This is a genomic window from Caballeronia sp. LZ033 (genome assembly GCF_031451265.1).
Taxonomy (GTDB): Bacteria; Pseudomonadota; Gammaproteobacteria; order Burkholderiales; family Burkholderiaceae; genus Caballeronia.
In genome coordinates, this window is sequence record NZ_JARUXQ010000003.1 from 1,000,505 (window position 1) to 1,016,471 (window position 15,967).

The window sequence follows — 15,967 nt, forward strand, 5'->3', positions numbered from 1 at the left end:
GTTATTGATTGACCGCGAGCTTCAGTTCGCCGGGGGCGAGATAGTCGTAGGCGACTTCGCCGATGTCCAGCGTCAGGTTCGCGATCACGTGCCGCGCGCCGACCACCTTGCGCACCGGCAGATCCGCGACCGGCGCGAGCGCGTGCGCGTTGAGTTGGAGCGCGGCGGGGCCTTCCCATGCGCCGAGCACGCTGACGTCGCGTAGGAAGAAACGCACCAGTTCGCACACGCGCGCCGTGCCGTCGACGTGCGGCAGCACTTTCAGCAGATAGTTGGGCGTTTCGGCGAGCTTCTTGCGTTCGGTTTCGGGATCGAGCGGACGATACTTGTAGCCCATCGTGCCGGTGGCAATGCGCTGCGTGCCGTAGTCGAGGGTCCCGAGCAGCGTGTCCTTGCCATCCACCGAAAGACGCGGCGACGCCAGCTTCTTCGGAAAGCCCCAGATCTCGCGGCCGCCCGCGATCGGGCCTTCATCGTCGAGATACATTGCATGGGTGTAGCTGGCCTTGGCGCCGTCCGGATCGATCACCGAGATCACCTGGCCACTCTCGGTGTAGTCGCCGAAACCGGATGAATCCGGCATGCGAATGAATTCGTAATGCACGAGGGCGCTGTCGACTTCGAGCGGCTCCGGCACCACGGCGCGCAAGGCATCGAGGTCCGTCTCGTACGAGATGATGAAGTACTCGCGATTGAGGAAGCGGAACGGCGGACGCGGATACGCCGGGTTATGCACCGGCATGGCGAAAGCGTTTCGGCGGATGTCGTCTTCTTTCACTGGATCGTCCCTGAGTTGAGAGCAGGCACGATAGTAGATGCAGAACATGACAGTTGTCGCGGACCACCGGCAGCTTGATGACCCTCAGGCCAGCAGTGCGAACCGACAAAAGTTTTGTCGCTTCAAGAGCTTATGGATACCTACTGGATGATTGCATTTTTTTGTGCAATATACTGTTGCCTGAGCGCGCGGCCATCTCCAGGCGCCGCGCGGTCGCATGAGCGCCGGATTTCATGGTTGCGGTAGTGCTTGTGGTCTTGTATTTTTCGGAACGCAACGCGGCGGGACATGCGTTGCATGCAGGTTCAGGCCATCTCCTAAAAAGCGAGTCTCCGATGAAAACGTCTTTGAAGAAGTCCCTCGTGCTCCTGGTGCTGGCGGCTTTTGCGGCGCCTACTCTGACTTACGCTGCTGCGGATTACCCGGACAACAAGCCGCGTCCCGCGTATCACAAGAAGGGACAAAAGCATAAGCACCACAAGAAGTCGTCGACGCCGCCCGCCGCGCCGGCACAGTAAAGCTTCATTTTTGTCATGGAAGCACGCACGTCCGCATCAGGACGTGCGTGCTTTTTCGTTTCTGCCGGTTTCAATCGTTCGACCTGAGCCGGGCGCGCATGGCATCGAGCCGCGCGGTGTCGATACGGCCGCGCGTCGCCATCACTTCCAGCGCCTGCAACGCCAGCGATGCGCCGTGGATCGAGGCCGCTTTGGCGTCGGCATCGAGTTCGAGGGCCGTGCAGCGTCTCGCGGCATGCGTGCGCCAGATTCTCCGCGACGCAAACAACGCCAGCACCACGCCGATGCCCGGCGCACTCACGCGCCACAGCTCTTCCTCGGGCGAGGCCGCGAACAACACGCACGGCACCGACATCAATGCCGCCATGAGCAGCATGGCCCGCGCGAGGTCGAAGAGCATGGTCCTGCGCTGCGTCGCATGACCGACTTCATGCGCGATCACCACATTCAGCAGCGGCTCGGGCAAGGCGAGCGTGGCGGCGTCGATCTCGATGCGGTTGAACAGCGCCTCGTAGCACGGCCCGCCGCCGCGCGTCACGAAGCGCACGCGCGGCGGTGCGACGTGCAGCACGGCGGCGTCGGCGGCGATCAGCGCGCGGACATGGGCGCGGGCTTCGTGCGGGTTCATCGGCGGGTGCTTCAGCTCGGGTTGTCGGTCCAGGCGCTGCGTTCGTGCCACGTGTCGATCTCGGCCGTGAGGCGGGCAAGCTTGCCGCGCACCAGTTCGAGACCCGGACCGCCGAGCACCAGATGTCCCGGCGGCTCGGCCGCGGTCACCGCCTCGATGATTACCTGCGCGGCGCGCGCCGGATCGCCCGGCTGCCTGCCGCTGCGTTCCGCGATCGCCGCGCGCCGCGTGCCCGCGCCTTCGGCGTAGTCGTCGATGGGATGACGCGTCTGCTTCAGCGAGCGCCCCGCCCAGTCCGTACGGAACGGACCGGGCTCGACCGCCGTCACCTTGATGCCGAGCGTCTCGGTCTCGCGTGCCAAGGCCTCGCCAAGACCTTCGAGCGCGAACTTGGTCGCCGCGTAATAGCCGCTGCCCGGATTGCCGACCAGCCCGCCCACCGACGTGATATTGACGATGTGTCCCGAGCGCCGCTCGCGCATGCGCGGCAGCACGGCGCGGATCATCGCCGCCGCGCCGAAGAAGTTCGCTTCGAACATGGCGCGGACTTCGTCATCCTCGCCTTCTTCCACCGCCGCGAGATAGCCGAAGCCGGCGTTATTGACGAGCACGTCGATCCTGCCGAAGGCTTCATGCGCCTGCGCGATGGCGGACTGGATTTCATCGGCACGCGTGACGTCCAGGCGCACCGCGATGGCGCGGTCCGCGGCACGCGCGACGAGATCCGCGACGCTGTCGGGGTTGCGCGCCGCGACCACCGCGCGCCAGCCTTTCTCGATGACCGCGGCGGCCAGTTCACGGCCGAAGCCGGTCGAGCAGCCGGTGATGAACCAGACAGGGGTATCGCTTGACGATGCGGACATTGCGCTTCTCCATGGGATGCGCGCGGCGCGGTCAGGGTGCGGTCATGCAAGTGCGCGCACGCGGCTTGAACGTTGAACACCTTCAACGCCATCTTGAAGGAAATGACGCAAACGTGCTGCGCGCCGAAGTTCAGCCCGCATCGCCCGAACTGATCGCGCTCTGCATGCTCTTCAGCAGCTTCGTCAGGTAACGCAGCAGACCCACCGTATCGCCGAACTCCATGAAACCGGGCTTGACGCCATCGCTGAAGAGCAGCGTGCCGTCGAGCGTGGCATCGACGATCAGGCCGGCATAAGCGGCGTGCGGCATGTATGTGTCGGCGATGGCGAAGGTATTGCCGTTCACGGCCGCGTCGCGCACCCGCATCAGGAACTGCACCTCAGGCGCGCGCGACGCCGACAGCCGATGCACATCGAAATACTCGGCGACCGCGAGCAGCGCATTCGTGCACGGCACGATCAGCGCGAATGCAATGCGCTGGTCCGGGGTATCAAATGACGGCCATGCAAGATCTTCGTCAGGCGGCGGCGCTTTCATCGGCGTGCCGGCCTCGCTATGCGTATGAGCCTCGGGATGCGAACGGCGACGTGTTGTCAACGGAGCCGCCTTGCTGAAGTCGGGCGGCGGCGCACCGCGCTCGATCCAGTCCGACAACAACGCGGCATAAGCATGCAGCATGGTCAATTGCCCTTCAATGAACGCGACGCCGATCCGGCATGCATCCGGGTGACTGTGCTCTGACATTTCATCTCCTCCTGATAGCCGCTGATAAAAAGCATGCGTCTGGTGTTGCAACAAGCGCGCCTGTATAAAGACGCAAGAAAAGTCGACGGTTAGTTGCCTGATAACTTCGGAATAAACGTAGCTTTGTGACAGCCATGTGGAAGAAAGACTACAAACTGCATGGGAGATATTTACCGGACGCTGACGATCCGCTATATTCCGTTCGCTACAGCGTCAGTCATCGGCGGCAAGGCGCCGGGGCAACGCCATCCGCCTGCTTCCATCGGGAGCGGGACATCAGCCCCTTCGTTTGACGATCATTTTTTTCTCAAAGCACTCGACCTTCGCAGGCATGTCTTGCGAAGCCGGGAAGGTCGCGTTCGCGCGCTGAAAACGTCGCGCCGTGTACTGCCCACACCGTGTCGAGCGGACAACCTCAAGGAAAACAACAATGAAGAAGCACATCGTAGCGGCGGCCGCGCTCGGCCTGTTCACGCTGTTCGGCACGGCGGCCCATGCACAAAGCAGCGTCACGTTGTACGGCATCATCGATGCCGGCATCACCTACGCCAACAAGGTCGCCACCACGCGCGGCCATGACAGCGTCGTCAAGTACGGCGACGGCGTGGCGCAAGGCAGCCGCTGGGGCCTGCGCGGCGCGGAAGATCTGGGCGGCGGCCTGAAGGCGATCTTCGTGCTCGAGAGCGGCTTCAACAGCGGTGACGGCACGCTCGGCCAGGGCGGCGCGGAATTCGGCCGTCAGGCCTATGTGGGCATCTCGAAGAACGAGATCGGTTCGGTGACGTTCGGCCGTCAGTACTCGTTCTCCACCGACTACCTCGGCGGCAGCTATACGATGGGCAGCCAGACGCCCGCCGGCAACTACGCGTATCACATCAACGACCTCGACCAGCTGACGGCGAGCCGCATCAACAACGCGGTCAAGTTCAGCAGCGCCGACTTCCACGGCATCACGTTCGGCGCCATGTACGGCTTCTCCAACTCGACCAACTTCGCGGGCTCGCCCACGACGGGCACCGGCGCGAACGCGGTGCAGGGTTCATCGAGCGCCTACAGCTTCGGTTTGAACTACAAGCAGGGTCCGCTCGGCGTCGGTGCGGCGTACACCAACATCCGCTTCCCGAACGGTGCGACGCCGGCATTCAGCGTGAGCATCGCGAACATCAACACGACGGGCCTGCGCGACCTGGAAACCTTCGGCGTCGGCGCGCGCTACACCATCGCGGCCGCGCTGATCTGGGCGAACTGGACGCACACGAAGTTCGAGCCGATCACGGCCGGTTCCTCGACGCTGAACAACTATGAAATCGGCGGCAAGTACACGTTCACGCCGGCTTTGAGCGCGGGCCTCGGCTACACGTTCTCGGACCTCGACGGCAACTTCGACGGCCGCTGGCACCAGGTCAACGGCGTCGTGGACTACGCGCTGTCGAAGCGCACCGACGTCTATGTGATCGGCGCCTTCCAGAAGGCATCGGGCAGCAACCGGGGCGTGCCGGTGCAGGCGGAAATCGGCTCGTCGTCGTCGTTCGTCGGCAATGCGGGCGCGAATACGCAGCTCGTGACGCGTGTGGGTCTGCGTCACCGCTTCTGATCGAAGTCTGGTTCAGCGAAGCGCGATGCCCTTGCAAAACGCATCGCGCTTTTTTATTGGTCGGACGCCGCGCGTGCGTAACGCGCGAGGAACATGTCTGCGGCGGCTTCGGCGACCTTCTTCTGCTCGTGCTTCGTCAGCGTGGGCTGGCCCATCGCCACTTGCGGCCAGAAGGCAAAGCCCTTCACGATGCCATGCAGCTGCTGACCGGCGAACACGGGGTCGGTAACGCTAAGGCGGCCATCGGCGGCGGCCTTTCTGATCCACACGGTCAGGTCCTCTTCCCGTTCGCCGATACGCGCGACGATATCGCGCGCCCGTTCCGGCGAGTGAATGCCCGCCGATATCGCCATGCGCGCCACCGACAGGAACGACTCGTCGTTCATCAGCCGCAGCTTGCGCGCGAGCAAGGCCAGCAACTGCGCGCGCAAGGGTTCGCTGCTGCTGTAGGCGGGGGCGTCGCCGGCATCGCTTTCGTCCCAGAGACGCAGCAGGATGGCCGCGAACAAGGCTTCCTTGCTCGGGAAATGGTTGTACACCGTGCGCTTCGAAACGTCCGCGCGCGCGGCGATGCGGTCCATGCTGGTGGCGTCGTAGCCGGCCGCAATGAACTCCTCGACCGCCGCGTTCATGATGGCGGCGCGCTTGCGATCCGTCAGGCGCTGGGGAATGTCGTCGTTCGAACTCATCCGTTTATTTTACACCGCACGGTTTACTTTCCTGACGAGATTAAACTACACTGTGCAGTGTACATTTTGCGTCGGATGCCATTCTCATGAGTTCCTTTACTGATCGCATCAATCGTGCCCTCGGACTGGCCGCCGCACGGCGTGGCCGCGAGATGTCGAGCGCGTCGCCGCAGCATGACGGCGCGCGCTTTCGCAACGTGAAGCCGCGTCCGTCCGAAGGAATCGGCAAGACCCTGCGCATCATGTGGAACATGCTGTTCAACAAGCCACGCAATACGGTGCCTGCGCAGGCGCCTGTCGTCGAGTCGCTCACGCGTGAACAGCTGGACGCCGCGCCGGATCGCAGCCTGTATCGGCTGGGGCATTCCACCTTGCTGTTCAAACTGCGCGGCGCGTACTGGCTCACGGATCCGGTATTCGGCGAGCGGGCGTCGCCGTTCAAGCGCGTCGGTCCGAAGCGGTTTCATGCGCCGCCCATCACGCTGGAAGATCTGCCGCCCCTGCGCGGCGTGATTCTCTCGCACGATCACTACGATCACCTCGACCGCGACACCGTGCTCGCGCTTGCCGCAAGCACCGAAGTATTTCTGACGCCGCTCGGCGTCGGCGATCGTCTGATTGAATGGGGCATCGATGCCGCGAAGGTCCGTCAGCTCGACTGGTGGCAGAGCGCGGAAATCGACGGCCTGACCCTGACCGCCACGCCCGCGCAGCATTTCTCGGGGCGCAGTCTGTTCGATGGCAACAGCACGCTGTGGGCTTCATGGGTCATCGCCGATGACGCACTGCGCGTGTTCTTCAGCGGCGACACCGGCTACTTCGAAGGCTTTCGCGCCATCGGCGAGAAGCTGGGTCCGTTCGATGTCACGTTCGTCGAAACCGGCGCCTATGACGCGCAATGGCCCTACGTGCACATGCAGCCGGAACACACGGTGCAGGCGCATATCGACTTGCGCGGACGCTGGCTCGTGCCGATCCACAATGGCACCTTCGACCTCGCGATGCATCCGTGGCAGGAGCCTTTCGAACGCGTGACCGGGCTCGCATTGGCGCGCGGCGTCGCGGTGGCTACGCCGCGCATGGGCGAGCGGCTCGATCTGGAAGCGCCGCATCGCGGCGAGCGCTGGTGGCGCGAGACGGCGGCTGAAGAACCCAATGCACCTGCATGGCGGATGTGCGCGTCGCGCACGCAGGACGCCAAGTAAGTCAGTGCTTGCGGCGCGCAACCGCGTCCACGCCGAGCAACGCGAGCACCGGCCGCAGCGCGCCTTCGAGCAGCTTGCGCTGCGGATTGACCCGCGCGAGCACGCGCAGCCCCATCAACGAGGCGAGCAAGGTCTTCGCGAGGTCGCCGGCCTCGAGATCGCGCGGAATGGATCCGTCTTTCTGACCCGCGCGCACGCAACGCAGGAAGAACCCTTCCATGTCCTTCAGCACGCCGTTCAACGCGTGATGAAACGAATCGTCGTGCGGCGCGAGCTCCAGCGCCGAGTTGACGATCATGCAACCCCGCCGATGCGGATCGTTCACCGAGAGCTTGATGATCTCGTCGAAGAACATCGCGATGGCATCGCGCGGCGGCACGCTGTGCTCCAGGCGCTGCACCCGCGCGCGAAAGCCGCGTTCCACATAGCGTTCGAGCACGCGTTCATAGAGCGCGCGCTTGTCGCCGAAAGCGTTATAAAGACTCGCCGATGTCAGGCCCATGGCCGTGGCGAGATCACGCACCGAACTCGCCTCATAGCCGCGCGACCAGAATTGCGTCATGGCCGCATCGAGGGCGGCATCTTCATCGAACTCACGCGGACGCGGCATACGCTGGCTTCCTCTCAGGCCGTCTTCGGAAAGTTCGACGGAAACAGCGAGCGCTTCGTCTCTTCGTCGTTGACGCTCTTGAACGCGTGTGTCTTGTTGACGGCGCGCGCACGAGCGACGGCGGGACGCGCGTCGATTTGCGCGAACCAGCGCTTCAGTTCGGGATAGGGACCGAGCGGATCCTCGCTGTTCTTGAGCACCCGCGACGCGCGATCCAGCCAGCCCCACGCCGACATGTCGGCAATCGTATAAGCATTCCCGACGATGAACTCACGCCCCTTCAAGTGATCTTCGAGCACCTGATAATGCCGGTCCACTTCGCGGCGATAGCGGTTCACCGCGTAATCGAGGCCTTCGGGGGCGGCGTACTGGAAATGGACCGCCTGCCCCGAGAACGGGCCGAGGCCGCTGGCGATGAACATCAGCCATGAAAGCAGTTGCGGCCGGTCTTCCGGCGCGCCGATGAACTGACCGCTCTTCTCCGCGAGATAGAGCAGGATGGCGGTGGAATCGAACACGACAGCGCGCGTGCCGCCGGGGCCTTCCGTATCCACGATGGCCGGCACCTTGCCGTTCGGATTGATGGCGCGGAACGCGGGCAGATGCTGCTCGCCCTTGCTCGTATCGACCGGTTTCAGCGTGTAGGGAAGCCCCGACTCTTCGAGGAAGAGCGCGATTTTTGCGGGATTGGGCGTCGGGTGGAAGTAAAACTCGATCATGCCGGTCGTCTCCTGGAGTGCGCTTGATGGGTCAGCCGGCGTATTTTAGATCGACCGATATAAAACCTGCAATCCTCTGCCTCTGTGCTGCGCGAATTCCTGCGAACGGGTATGGTTGCGACTTCGGCCTCAACCCTGCTTTCAAGCACAATGCAGCCCACCGATTCCAACTTCTTCACGCTTCTCAGCGAAAGCTACGCGCGCCTGCTGAACACGCCGCTGGTTGCCGACACAAGCCTGACGCCCGCCGAAGCCGCGCGCTGGCTCTATGAAGACGCGCCTTTCGGCATCCTTGCACACGACACGCAATCGGACCCGGTCTTCGTGTACGGCAACCTGCGGGCGCAGCGGCTCTTCGGCTATACGTGGAACGAGCTGACCGCGCTGCCCTCGCGTCTTTCCGCCGAAGCGCCCGAGCGCAGCGAGCGCCAGGCATTTCTCGAACAGGTGACGCGCAATGGTTATGTCGATGGCTATCGCGGCGTGCGTGTCAAGAAATCGGGCGAGCGCTTCTACATTGAACGCGCCACGGTCTGGCAGTTGTTCGACCGCGATGGCGACTATCGCGGACAAGCGGCGATGATTCCGCAAGTCAGCGATATCGCCTGAGCTCGCTCAGACCGCGCTCAGCTTGCGAATCACCTCGACGAGCGGCGTCGTCCCCTTGACGATATTCTCGCGACGCCCTTCGAAGTCGATCCAGCCTTCGTTGAAGCCGTCGAGCATCTGCATGCGCGGCAGCGGGTGGCGCATGCCCTGACTCGTGAACAGCGCTTCCCACGTGTCGCGCAGCACGATCTCCACGCGTACCAGCTTGCCAAGCACCTCCGAGAACGCGGCGGCGATATCGACGGGACGCACGCGCGCCGGACCCTCCAGTTCCACCACGCGCACGCCTTGCCATTTCTCCTGCATGAGTTGCGCGGCGAGTCGCCCGATATCGTCGGTGGCGACCATCGGGATGGCGTGCTCGGCCGGTTGCAGGAACGAGCGCACGACGCCTTCGTCACGCGCCGAGGCCACGTCCCACGCGCAGTTCTCCATGAACCACGCCGGACGCAGGAACGTGACCGGAACCGGCTGCTGCCGCAGCGCCTCTTCCAGCAATGTGCGCTGGGTCAGCAGATTGGTCTGCGTGGCCTGCGCGCCGACGGTCGAGAGACACACGATCCGTCCCGGCCGGGCACGCGCCACGGCAGCGACGATCGTATCGATCACTTCACGCGCTTCCGGAAAACCCGGTTCCGGATCGAACTCCGAAGGCGGCAGCAGGAATACCGCTTCGGCACCCTCGAACGCGCGGGCGAGCGCGTCGGCGTCGGTCATCGTGGCGAGCGCGATCTCGCAACCGCGCGCCGCCCACGCCGCGCCCTTCTGTTCGTCGCGCACCACCGCGCGCACCGCCCTGCCCTGCTGCAACAAGGCGTGTCCGAGCGCGCCGCCGACTTGTCCGGTAATGCCTGTGATGACGTACATGGTGTGACTCCCTGGTTCGTTTGAGATCGATGAGTTGAATGTTAAGGAACGGGGACCCATGAATAAATGGCGTGGCAGTTATGAGATTGATGACGCGGCGGCATTAACCGGCACGCCAGCGCGCCGAACATGCCGGACGCGCTTATCATCGAGCTTCACTCGCCCCGGAGGTCCCATGCCGCCGCTACGCGCAATCCATCTGCTGCAAACGACGGAAGGCTCACGGCTGCACGGCACGGACCGCGAGTCATGGCGGCGCTGGGGCCCTTATCTGAGCGAGCGTCAATGGGGCACGGTGCGCGAGGACTACAGCGAATACGGCACCGCGTGGGACTTTTTCCCGCACGACCATGCGCGCAGCCGCATGTATCGCTGGGGCGAGGACGGCATCGCGGGCTTCGGCAACGACCCGCTCGACTGGTGCATCTCGCTCGCGCTATGGAACGGTCGCGATCCGATCCTCAAGGAACGGCTCTTCGGTCTGACGAACGAACAGGGCAATCACGGCGAAGACGTGAAGGAGCTGTACTTCTACGTGGACGGCACCCCCACGCATTCGTACATGAAGATGCTCTACAAGTATCCGCATGACGCGTTTCCCTATCAGGATCTGATCGACGAAAACCGGCGGCGCGGCGCCGATCAACCCGAGTACGAAGTGCTCGACACCGGCGTGTTCGACGCCGACCGTTACTTCGACGTCTGGGTCGAATATGCGAAGCACACCGCCGACGACATCGTCATGCGCGTGACCATCGAGAACCGCGCGAACGAGGCCGCCACGCTGCACGTGTTGCCCCAGTTCTGGGCGCGCAATCGCTGGGCGTGGTCGACGAGGCACGGGAAGCCGTCGCTGACCCTGCACGGCAACGCGGGCACGGACGAACATGTAGTCGCGCATCATCCGGCGCACGGCACCCTGCACGTGAGCGCCACCGCCGACGTGCCGCTCGAATGGCTCTTCTGCGAGAACGAGACGAACGTTCGGCGCATCTTCGGCATCGAGGGCGAGGGACCGTTCAAGGACGGCATCAACGACTATCTCGTCGATGGCGATACCACCGCCATCCGCCGCGACCACGGCACGCGCGCGGCCGCGCATGCGCGTCTCGAACTCGGCCCGCATCAGCGGGCGGTGATGACCCTGCGCTGGCGGCCCGCCGCGCAGGACGCGCCGCTCGATACGGATGCGCTGGTCGCGCGCCGTCAGGCGGAAGCCGACGAGTTCTACGCGACGCTGCAACACGACATCGACGACGCCGATGCGCGCCTCGTGCAACGTCAGGCGCTGGCTGGCATGTTGTGGACGAAGCAGTATTACCAGTTCGACGTCACGCGCTGGCACGACGGCGATCTCGGCCAGCCCGAGCCGCCGAAGCAGCGCCGGCACGGCCGCAATGCGGACTGGCGCCACATGTGCAACGGCGATGTCGTGTCGATGCCGGACAAGTGGGAATACCCGTGGTACGCGTCGTGGGACCTCGCGTTTCATGCGGTCGCGTTCGCGATGATCGACCCGGACTTCGCGAAGAAGCAGTTGCTGCTGCTCGTGAAGGAACGCTACATGCATCCGAACGGGCAATTGCCTGCGTATGAATGGGCGTTCGGCGACGCCAATCCGCCGGTGCATGCATGGGCCACGTGGCGCGTGTACGAACTCGACCGCGAGATGACCGGCATCGGCGATCACGCCTTTCTCGAAGTGATGTTCCACAAGCTGTTGCTCAACTTCGCGTGGTGGGTGAACCGCAAGGACGCCGATGACCGCAACATATTCCAGGGCGGATTTCTCGGGCTGGACAACATCGGCATCTTCGACCGCTCGCAGCCGCTGCCGACCGGCGGACGCATCGATCAGGCCGACGGCACCGCGTGGATGGCCTCGTATGCGCTCGACCTGATGCAGATCGGCCTCGAACTCGCGTTGAAGAACGACGCGTACGTGGAGATCGCCGTCAAGTTCTTCGAGCATTTCCTGTATATCGCGGAGGCGGTCAGTTGCGGCGACGGCTGCATCACCGGTTTGTGGGACGGAGAAGACGAGTTCTTCTACGACGTGCTGCATCTGCCCGACGGCACGCGCGTGCCGATGCGCATCCGTTCCATCGTCGGCTTGATTCCGTTGTTTGCGGTGCACGTGCTGGAGGAAAGCGTGTATGGCGAACTGCCCGGCCTGCGCGAACGGCTTGCCTGGTTTCTCGATCACCGGCCGAATCTCGCCAGGCTGGTCTCGCGCTGGATGGAACCCGGCAAGGCCAACACGACGCTGCTGTCGCTGCTGCGCGGACATCGGATGAAGGCGCTGCTGCGGCGCACGCTCGATCCCGAGGAATTCCTTTCCGATTACGGCGTGCGCGCGCTAAGCCGCGTGCATTGCGACAAGCCGTATTTGTTCGATCGCGATAACGTGCATCTGTGCGTGCGCTATCTTCCGGCGGAATCGGATTCGCGCGTGTTCGGCGGCAATTCGAACTGGCGCGGTCCGATCTGGATACCGGTCAACTATCTGCTGATCGAATCGCTATACGAGTTTCACCGCTATTACGGCGACGCGTTCCGCATCGAGGACCCGGCGCAACCCGGGCGCACGTGTTCGCTGAGCGAGATCGCCGATAACCTGTCGCGGCGCGTGACCACGCTGTTCCTGAAGAACGCCGAAGGCAAGCGGCCCGTCATGAGCGCCTATCCGCAGCTTCAGGCGGACCCGCGCTCACAGGATCTCGTGCTGTTCCACGAGTACTTCCATGGCGATACGGGCCGTGGCGTCGGCGCATCGCATCAGACGGGCTGGAGCGGGCTGGTGGCGCTGCTGTTGCAGCCGCGTCTGATGAAGCTGGCGCATGCGCGGCCGGAGGCGCCGGTCATGTCGGTGCGTCTGCATGAAGATCCAACGGCTGCGATGGCGCGCTAGTCCTTCAACGTTCCAGATTGCCGAAGCACACATACTTGGCTTCGAGATATTCCTCGATGCCCGATGACGCGCCCTCGCGTCCCATCCCCGATTCCTTGATGCCGCCGAACGGCGCGACCTCGTTGAACACCAGGCTGTCGTTCACGCCGACCACACCGCATTCCAGCGCCTCCATCACGCGGAATGCCCGGCTGATGTCGGCCGTGTAGAAGTAGGCCGCGAGGCCGGTGCGCGTGTCGTTGGCAAGCGTGATGACGTCGTCCTCGTCGCGAAACGGCAGCACGCTTGCCACCGGTCCGAGCACTTCGTCGCCGCACACGCGCATGTCGGGCCTGACGTCCGTGAGCACGGTCGGCCTGAAGAAGCCCGAATCGGGACGCACGCGCACGCCGCCCGCCGCGACCGTCGCGCCCATGCTCACGGCTTCACCGATCAACGCCTCGATGCGCGCAACCGCTTCCTCGCTGATGAGCGGACCGATCTGCACGCCTTCGTCGAGCCCGTCGCCCACCTTCAGCAGCGCGACCTTTGACACGAGCTTCGCCACGAAAGTCTCGTACACGTCCTCATGCACGAAGAAACGGTTCGCGCACATCGCGGCCTGGCCGGTATGACGGAAACGCGCGTCGAGCGCGCCCTTCACGGCGAGATCGATATCGGCGTCACTGAACACGATGAACGGGCAATTGGCGCCCAGTTCCAGCGACATCTTCTTGACCGTCAATGCACACTGCGACATCAACTGCTTGCCCGCTTCGATCGGTCCGGTGAACGACACCTTGCGCACGTCGGGATGCGCGAGCAGCGTGCTGCGGATCGGGTCGGCTGCGCCGGTCAGCACGGAAAGCACGCCGCGCGGCAAGCCGGCGTTCTCGCCGAGCGCGCACAGTGCAAGCGCCGAAAACGGCGTGCGGGGATCGGGATGAAGAATGACGGTGCAGCCCGCCGCAAGCGCCGCGCCGACGCGCCGCGCGACCATCGATGCCGGAAAGGTCCACGACGTGATGGCGCCGCAGATACCCACCGGCTGATGCAGCACGCGGATGCGTTGATTGCGCCGCGGTGCGGGAATGTTGTCGCCATAGATGCGGCGCGCTTCCTCGGCGAACCAGTCGAGATAATTGGCGGCCTGCGTGATCTCGGCGCGCGCCTCGTGCAGCGGTTTGCCCTGCTCGCTGCACAGGATGATGGCGAGGTCGTCGCGATGATGTTCGACCAGACGGCCCCACTCGCGCAGCACCGATGCACGCTCGCGGCTGCTCCAGTTGCGCCAGTCCTGCAAGGCCGCCTGCGCGCATTCGACAGCATGCGCCACCTGTTCCTCCGTCACCTGCGGCACCGAGCCGATGACGGTGCGCGTCGAAGGATTGGTGACCGGCACGCGCGGCAGCGCGGTCTCGTCTACCCATGCGCCGGCGATGTAGGCGGATTGCTCGAACAGACTTGGACACTGTAGTTCCATGGTGTGCTCCCATGCGTTGAGCGCTTCGTGCAAGCGTCACGAGCTTAACGCATTTTCCGGGCGCTTCTGCCCGCATCCGGCGATGGCCGGTATACGGGCGCGTGGAACTCAGTGAGACGCGCCCTCCACCGCACCGATGCCGGTTTCCGAGCGCACGGTCTGCGCGTCGAAGCCTGCCTGGTCGATGCGCGCGCGTGCCGACTTGTCCGTCACCGAGAACAGCCAGATGCCGGCAAAGCCGATGGCCATCGAGAACAGCGCCGGCGACGCATATGGAAACGGCGCGCTGGCGTAGTGAAAGACATCGACCCAGACGGCCTTGGAAAGCACCGTCAGCACGACCGCCGACAACAGCCCCATGAAGCCGCCCAGCGCCGCGCCGCGCGTCGTGCAGCCGCGCCACAGCACCGAGAGGAACAGCACCGGAAAATTGGCCGACGCCGCCACCGCGAATGCCAGCGACACCATGAACGCAATGTTCTGCTTCTCGAACACGATGCCCAGCACGACCGCGACGATGCCGAGCACGATGGTCGTCATGCGCGATACCTTGAGTTCGCTCTTGCTCGACGCCTGGCCCTTCTTGAAGACGGTCGCGTACAGATCGTGCGACACCGCCGACGCGCCCGCGAGCGTCAGCCCGGCCACCACGGCAAGGATGGTCGCGAACGCCACCGCCGAGATGAAGCCGAGAAACACGTTGCCGCCCACGGCGCTCGCCAGATGCACGGCCGCCATGTTGGTGCCGCCGAGGAGCTTGCCGCCTGCGTCCTTGAAGACCGGATTGGTGCTCACCAGCACGATCGCGCCGAAGCCGATGATGAACGTGAGAATGTAGAAATAGCCGATCCACGTCGTCGCCCAGAACACGGACTTGCGCGCTTCCTTGGCGTTGGGCACCGTGAAGAAGCGCATCAGGATGTGCGGCAGGCCCGCCGTGCCGAACATCAGCGCGATGCCGAAGGAGATCGCCGAGACAGGGTCCTTGATGAAGTTGCCCGGACCCATGATCGACGCCTTCATTGCGTGCACGTCCACGGCTTTCGCGAACAGCGCCTCCGGGCTGAAGTGGAACTGCCACAACACCATGAAGGCCATGAACGAAGCGCCCGCGAGCAGCAGGCAGGCCTTGATGATCTGCACCCAGGTGGTCGCCGTCATGCCGCCGAACAGCACGTAGACCATCATCAACGCCCCGACGATCACCACCGCAATCCAGTATTCGAGCCCGAACAGCAGCTTGATGAGCTGTCCCGCGCCGACCATCTGCGCAATCAGATAGAACGCGACGACGACGAGCGTGCCCGATGCGGCGAACGCGCGGATCGGCGTCTGTTTGAAGCGGTAGGCGGCGACGTCGGCGAAGGTGAAACGGCCCAGGTTGCGCAGCCGCTCGGCCATCAGGAAGGTGATGATCGGCCAGCCGACCAGGAAGCCGATCGAATAGATCAGGCCGTCATAGCCATTCGAATAGACCGCCGCCGAAATGCCCAGGAACGACGCCGCCGACATGAAGTCTCCGGCAATCGCAAGGCCATTCTGGAAGCCCGTGATGCCGCCGCCGGCCGTGTAGAACTCGGCGGCCGAGCGGGTTTTCTTCGCGGCCCATCTGGTGATGAAGAGCGTCGCGATCACGAACGCGATGAACATGCAGATCGCGGTCCAGTTGGTCGGCTGCTTCACGGCCTGGCCGAGATCGCCGCCGGCCGCGAACGAAACGGCGGAGGTCGCGAGGAGCAGGCCCGCGAGCATCAACGATGAAAGTCGTG

At 64.1% G+C, this 15,967-nt stretch carries 15 protein-coding genes; 5 read left to right on the forward strand and 10 right to left on the reverse strand.

Features of this window, described 5'->3' with window-relative positions:
- Position 1: 1 nt before the first annotated feature.
- Positions 2–778, reverse strand: coding sequence for an acetoacetate decarboxylase (locus tag QCE62_RS25805; RefSeq protein WP_309924699.1), 777 nt, complete (start codon positions 776–778; stop codon positions 2–4).
- A gap of 233 nt (positions 779–1,011) precedes the next feature.
- On the opposite strand from QCE62_RS25805, the gene QCE62_RS25810 reads away from it, so the two are divergent.
- Entirely contained in the window at positions 1,012–1,296 is a 285-nt protein-coding gene (locus tag QCE62_RS25810) for a hypothetical protein (protein ID WP_309924706.1), read from the forward strand.
- A gap of 70 nt (positions 1,297–1,366) precedes the next feature.
- Here the strand turns inward: QCE62_RS25810 and QCE62_RS25815 are convergent, their stop codons facing one another.
- The 3 genes from QCE62_RS25815 to QCE62_RS25825 all read right to left on the reverse strand — a co-directional run bounded on the left by QCE62_RS25815 (position 1,367) and on the right by QCE62_RS25825 (position 3,532).
- Entirely contained in the window at positions 1,367–1,924 is a 558-nt protein-coding gene (locus QCE62_RS25815) for a hypothetical protein (protein ID WP_309924713.1), read from the reverse strand.
- 11 nt (positions 1,925–1,935) lie between these two features.
- Entirely contained in the window at positions 1,936–2,787 is an 852-nt protein-coding gene (locus QCE62_RS25820; RefSeq protein ID WP_309924720.1) for an oxidoreductase, read from the reverse strand.
- A gap of 130 nt (positions 2,788–2,917) precedes the next feature.
- Positions 2,918–3,532: a hypothetical protein gene (locus tag QCE62_RS25825; protein WP_309924728.1), complete on the reverse strand. Its 615-nt coding sequence runs from the start codon at positions 3,530–3,532 to the stop codon at positions 2,918–2,920.
- Between the two features lie 430 nt (positions 3,533–3,962).
- Between QCE62_RS25825 and QCE62_RS25830 the strand changes: the two genes are divergently transcribed.
- Entirely contained in the window at positions 3,963–5,126 is a 1,164-nt protein-coding gene (locus QCE62_RS25830) for a porin (protein WP_309924736.1), read from the forward strand.
- Positions 5,127–5,179: 53 nt separating this feature from the next.
- Here QCE62_RS25830 and QCE62_RS25835 read toward each other — a convergent pair whose 3' ends face one another.
- Entirely contained in the window at positions 5,180–5,815 is a 636-nt protein-coding gene (locus QCE62_RS25835; RefSeq protein WP_309817410.1) for a TetR/AcrR family transcriptional regulator, read from the reverse strand.
- 86 nt (positions 5,816–5,901) lie between these two features.
- Here QCE62_RS25835 and QCE62_RS25840 point away from each other — a divergent pair, with 86 nt between their 5' ends.
- Positions 5,902–7,020: an MBL fold metallo-hydrolase gene (locus tag QCE62_RS25840; protein ID WP_309924743.1), complete on the forward strand. Its 1,119-nt coding sequence runs from the start codon at positions 5,902–5,904 to the stop codon at positions 7,018–7,020.
- A 1-nt stretch (position 7,021) separates the two neighbouring features.
- On the opposite strand, the gene QCE62_RS25845 is transcribed toward QCE62_RS25840, so the two are convergent.
- Entirely contained in the window at positions 7,022–7,630 is a 609-nt protein-coding gene (locus QCE62_RS25845) for a TetR/AcrR family transcriptional regulator (protein WP_309924745.1), read from the reverse strand.
- A 14-nt stretch (positions 7,631–7,644) separates the two neighbouring features.
- Positions 7,645–8,349, reverse strand: coding sequence for a glutathione S-transferase family protein (locus tag QCE62_RS25850; RefSeq protein ID WP_309924747.1), 705 nt, complete (start codon positions 8,347–8,349; stop codon positions 7,645–7,647).
- A 150-nt stretch (positions 8,350–8,499) separates the two neighbouring features.
- Here QCE62_RS25850 and QCE62_RS25855 point away from each other — a divergent pair, with 150 nt between their 5' ends.
- Complete coding sequence (locus QCE62_RS25855; RefSeq protein WP_309924751.1) at positions 8,500–8,958, forward strand: MEKHLA domain-containing protein; 459 nt, start codon at positions 8,500–8,502, stop codon at positions 8,956–8,958.
- Between the two features lie 6 nt (positions 8,959–8,964).
- Here QCE62_RS25855 and QCE62_RS25860 read toward each other — a convergent pair whose 3' ends face one another.
- Positions 8,965–9,825: an NmrA family NAD(P)-binding protein gene (locus QCE62_RS25860; protein WP_309924757.1), complete on the reverse strand. Its 861-nt coding sequence runs from the start codon at positions 9,823–9,825 to the stop codon at positions 8,965–8,967.
- A gap of 175 nt (positions 9,826–10,000) precedes the next feature.
- On the opposite strand from QCE62_RS25860, the gene QCE62_RS25865 reads away from it, so the two are divergent.
- Positions 10,001–12,736, forward strand: a complete 2,736-nt coding sequence (locus QCE62_RS25865) for an MGH1-like glycoside hydrolase domain-containing protein (RefSeq protein WP_309924761.1) — start codon at positions 10,001–10,003, stop codon at positions 12,734–12,736.
- A 4-nt stretch (positions 12,737–12,740) separates the two neighbouring features.
- On the opposite strand, the gene QCE62_RS25870 is transcribed toward QCE62_RS25865, so the two are convergent.
- Positions 12,741–14,198 (reverse strand): NAD-dependent succinate-semialdehyde dehydrogenase, encoded by a 1,458-nt coding sequence (locus QCE62_RS25870; protein WP_309924767.1) that lies wholly within the window; start codon positions 14,196–14,198, stop codon positions 12,741–12,743.
- 108 nt (positions 14,199–14,306) lie between these two features.
- Positions 14,307–15,950, reverse strand: a complete 1,644-nt coding sequence (locus tag QCE62_RS25875) for a cation acetate symporter (protein WP_309925308.1) — start codon at positions 15,948–15,950, stop codon at positions 14,307–14,309.
- Positions 15,951–15,967: the final 17 nt, after the last annotated feature.

Coding starts and splice junctions, on each gene's coding strand:
- QCE62_RS25810 (WP_309924706.1), top strand. CDS start 1,012: ATGGTTGCGGTAGTGCTTGTGGTCTTGTATTTTTCGGAACGCAACGCG.
- QCE62_RS25815 (WP_309924713.1), bottom strand. CDS start 1,924: ATGAACCCGCACGAAGCCCGCGCCCATGTCCGCGCGCTGATCGCCGCC.
- QCE62_RS25820 (WP_309924720.1), bottom strand. CDS start 2,787: ATGTCCGCATCGTCAAGCGATACCCCTGTCTGGTTCATCACCGGCTGC.
- QCE62_RS25825 (WP_309924728.1), bottom strand. CDS start 3,532: ATGTCAGAGCACAGTCACCCGGATGCATGCCGGATCGGCGTCGCGTTC.
- QCE62_RS25830 (WP_309924736.1), top strand. CDS start 3,963: ATGAAGAAGCACATCGTAGCGGCGGCCGCGCTCGGCCTGTTCACGCTG.
- QCE62_RS25835 (WP_309817410.1), bottom strand. CDS start 5,815: ATGAGTTCGAACGACGACATTCCCCAGCGCCTGACGGATCGCAAGCGC.
- QCE62_RS25840 (WP_309924743.1), top strand. CDS start 5,902: ATGAGTTCCTTTACTGATCGCATCAATCGTGCCCTCGGACTGGCCGCC.
- QCE62_RS25845 (WP_309924745.1), bottom strand. CDS start 7,630: ATGCCGCGTCCGCGTGAGTTCGATGAAGATGCCGCCCTCGATGCGGCC.
- QCE62_RS25850 (WP_309924747.1), bottom strand. CDS start 8,349: ATGATCGAGTTTTACTTCCACCCGACGCCCAATCCCGCAAAAATCGCG.
- QCE62_RS25855 (WP_309924751.1), top strand. CDS start 8,500: ATGCAGCCCACCGATTCCAACTTCTTCACGCTTCTCAGCGAAAGCTAC.
- QCE62_RS25860 (WP_309924757.1), bottom strand. CDS start 9,825: ATGTACGTCATCACAGGCATTACCGGACAAGTCGGCGGCGCGCTCGGA.
- QCE62_RS25865 (WP_309924761.1), top strand. CDS start 10,001: ATGCCGCCGCTACGCGCAATCCATCTGCTGCAAACGACGGAAGGCTCA.
- QCE62_RS25870 (WP_309924767.1), bottom strand. CDS start 14,198: ATGGAACTACAGTGTCCAAGTCTGTTCGAGCAATCCGCCTACATCGCC.
- QCE62_RS25875 (WP_309925308.1), bottom strand. CDS start 15,950: ATGCTCGCGGGCCTGCTCCTCGCGACCTCCGCCGTTTCGTTCGCGGCC.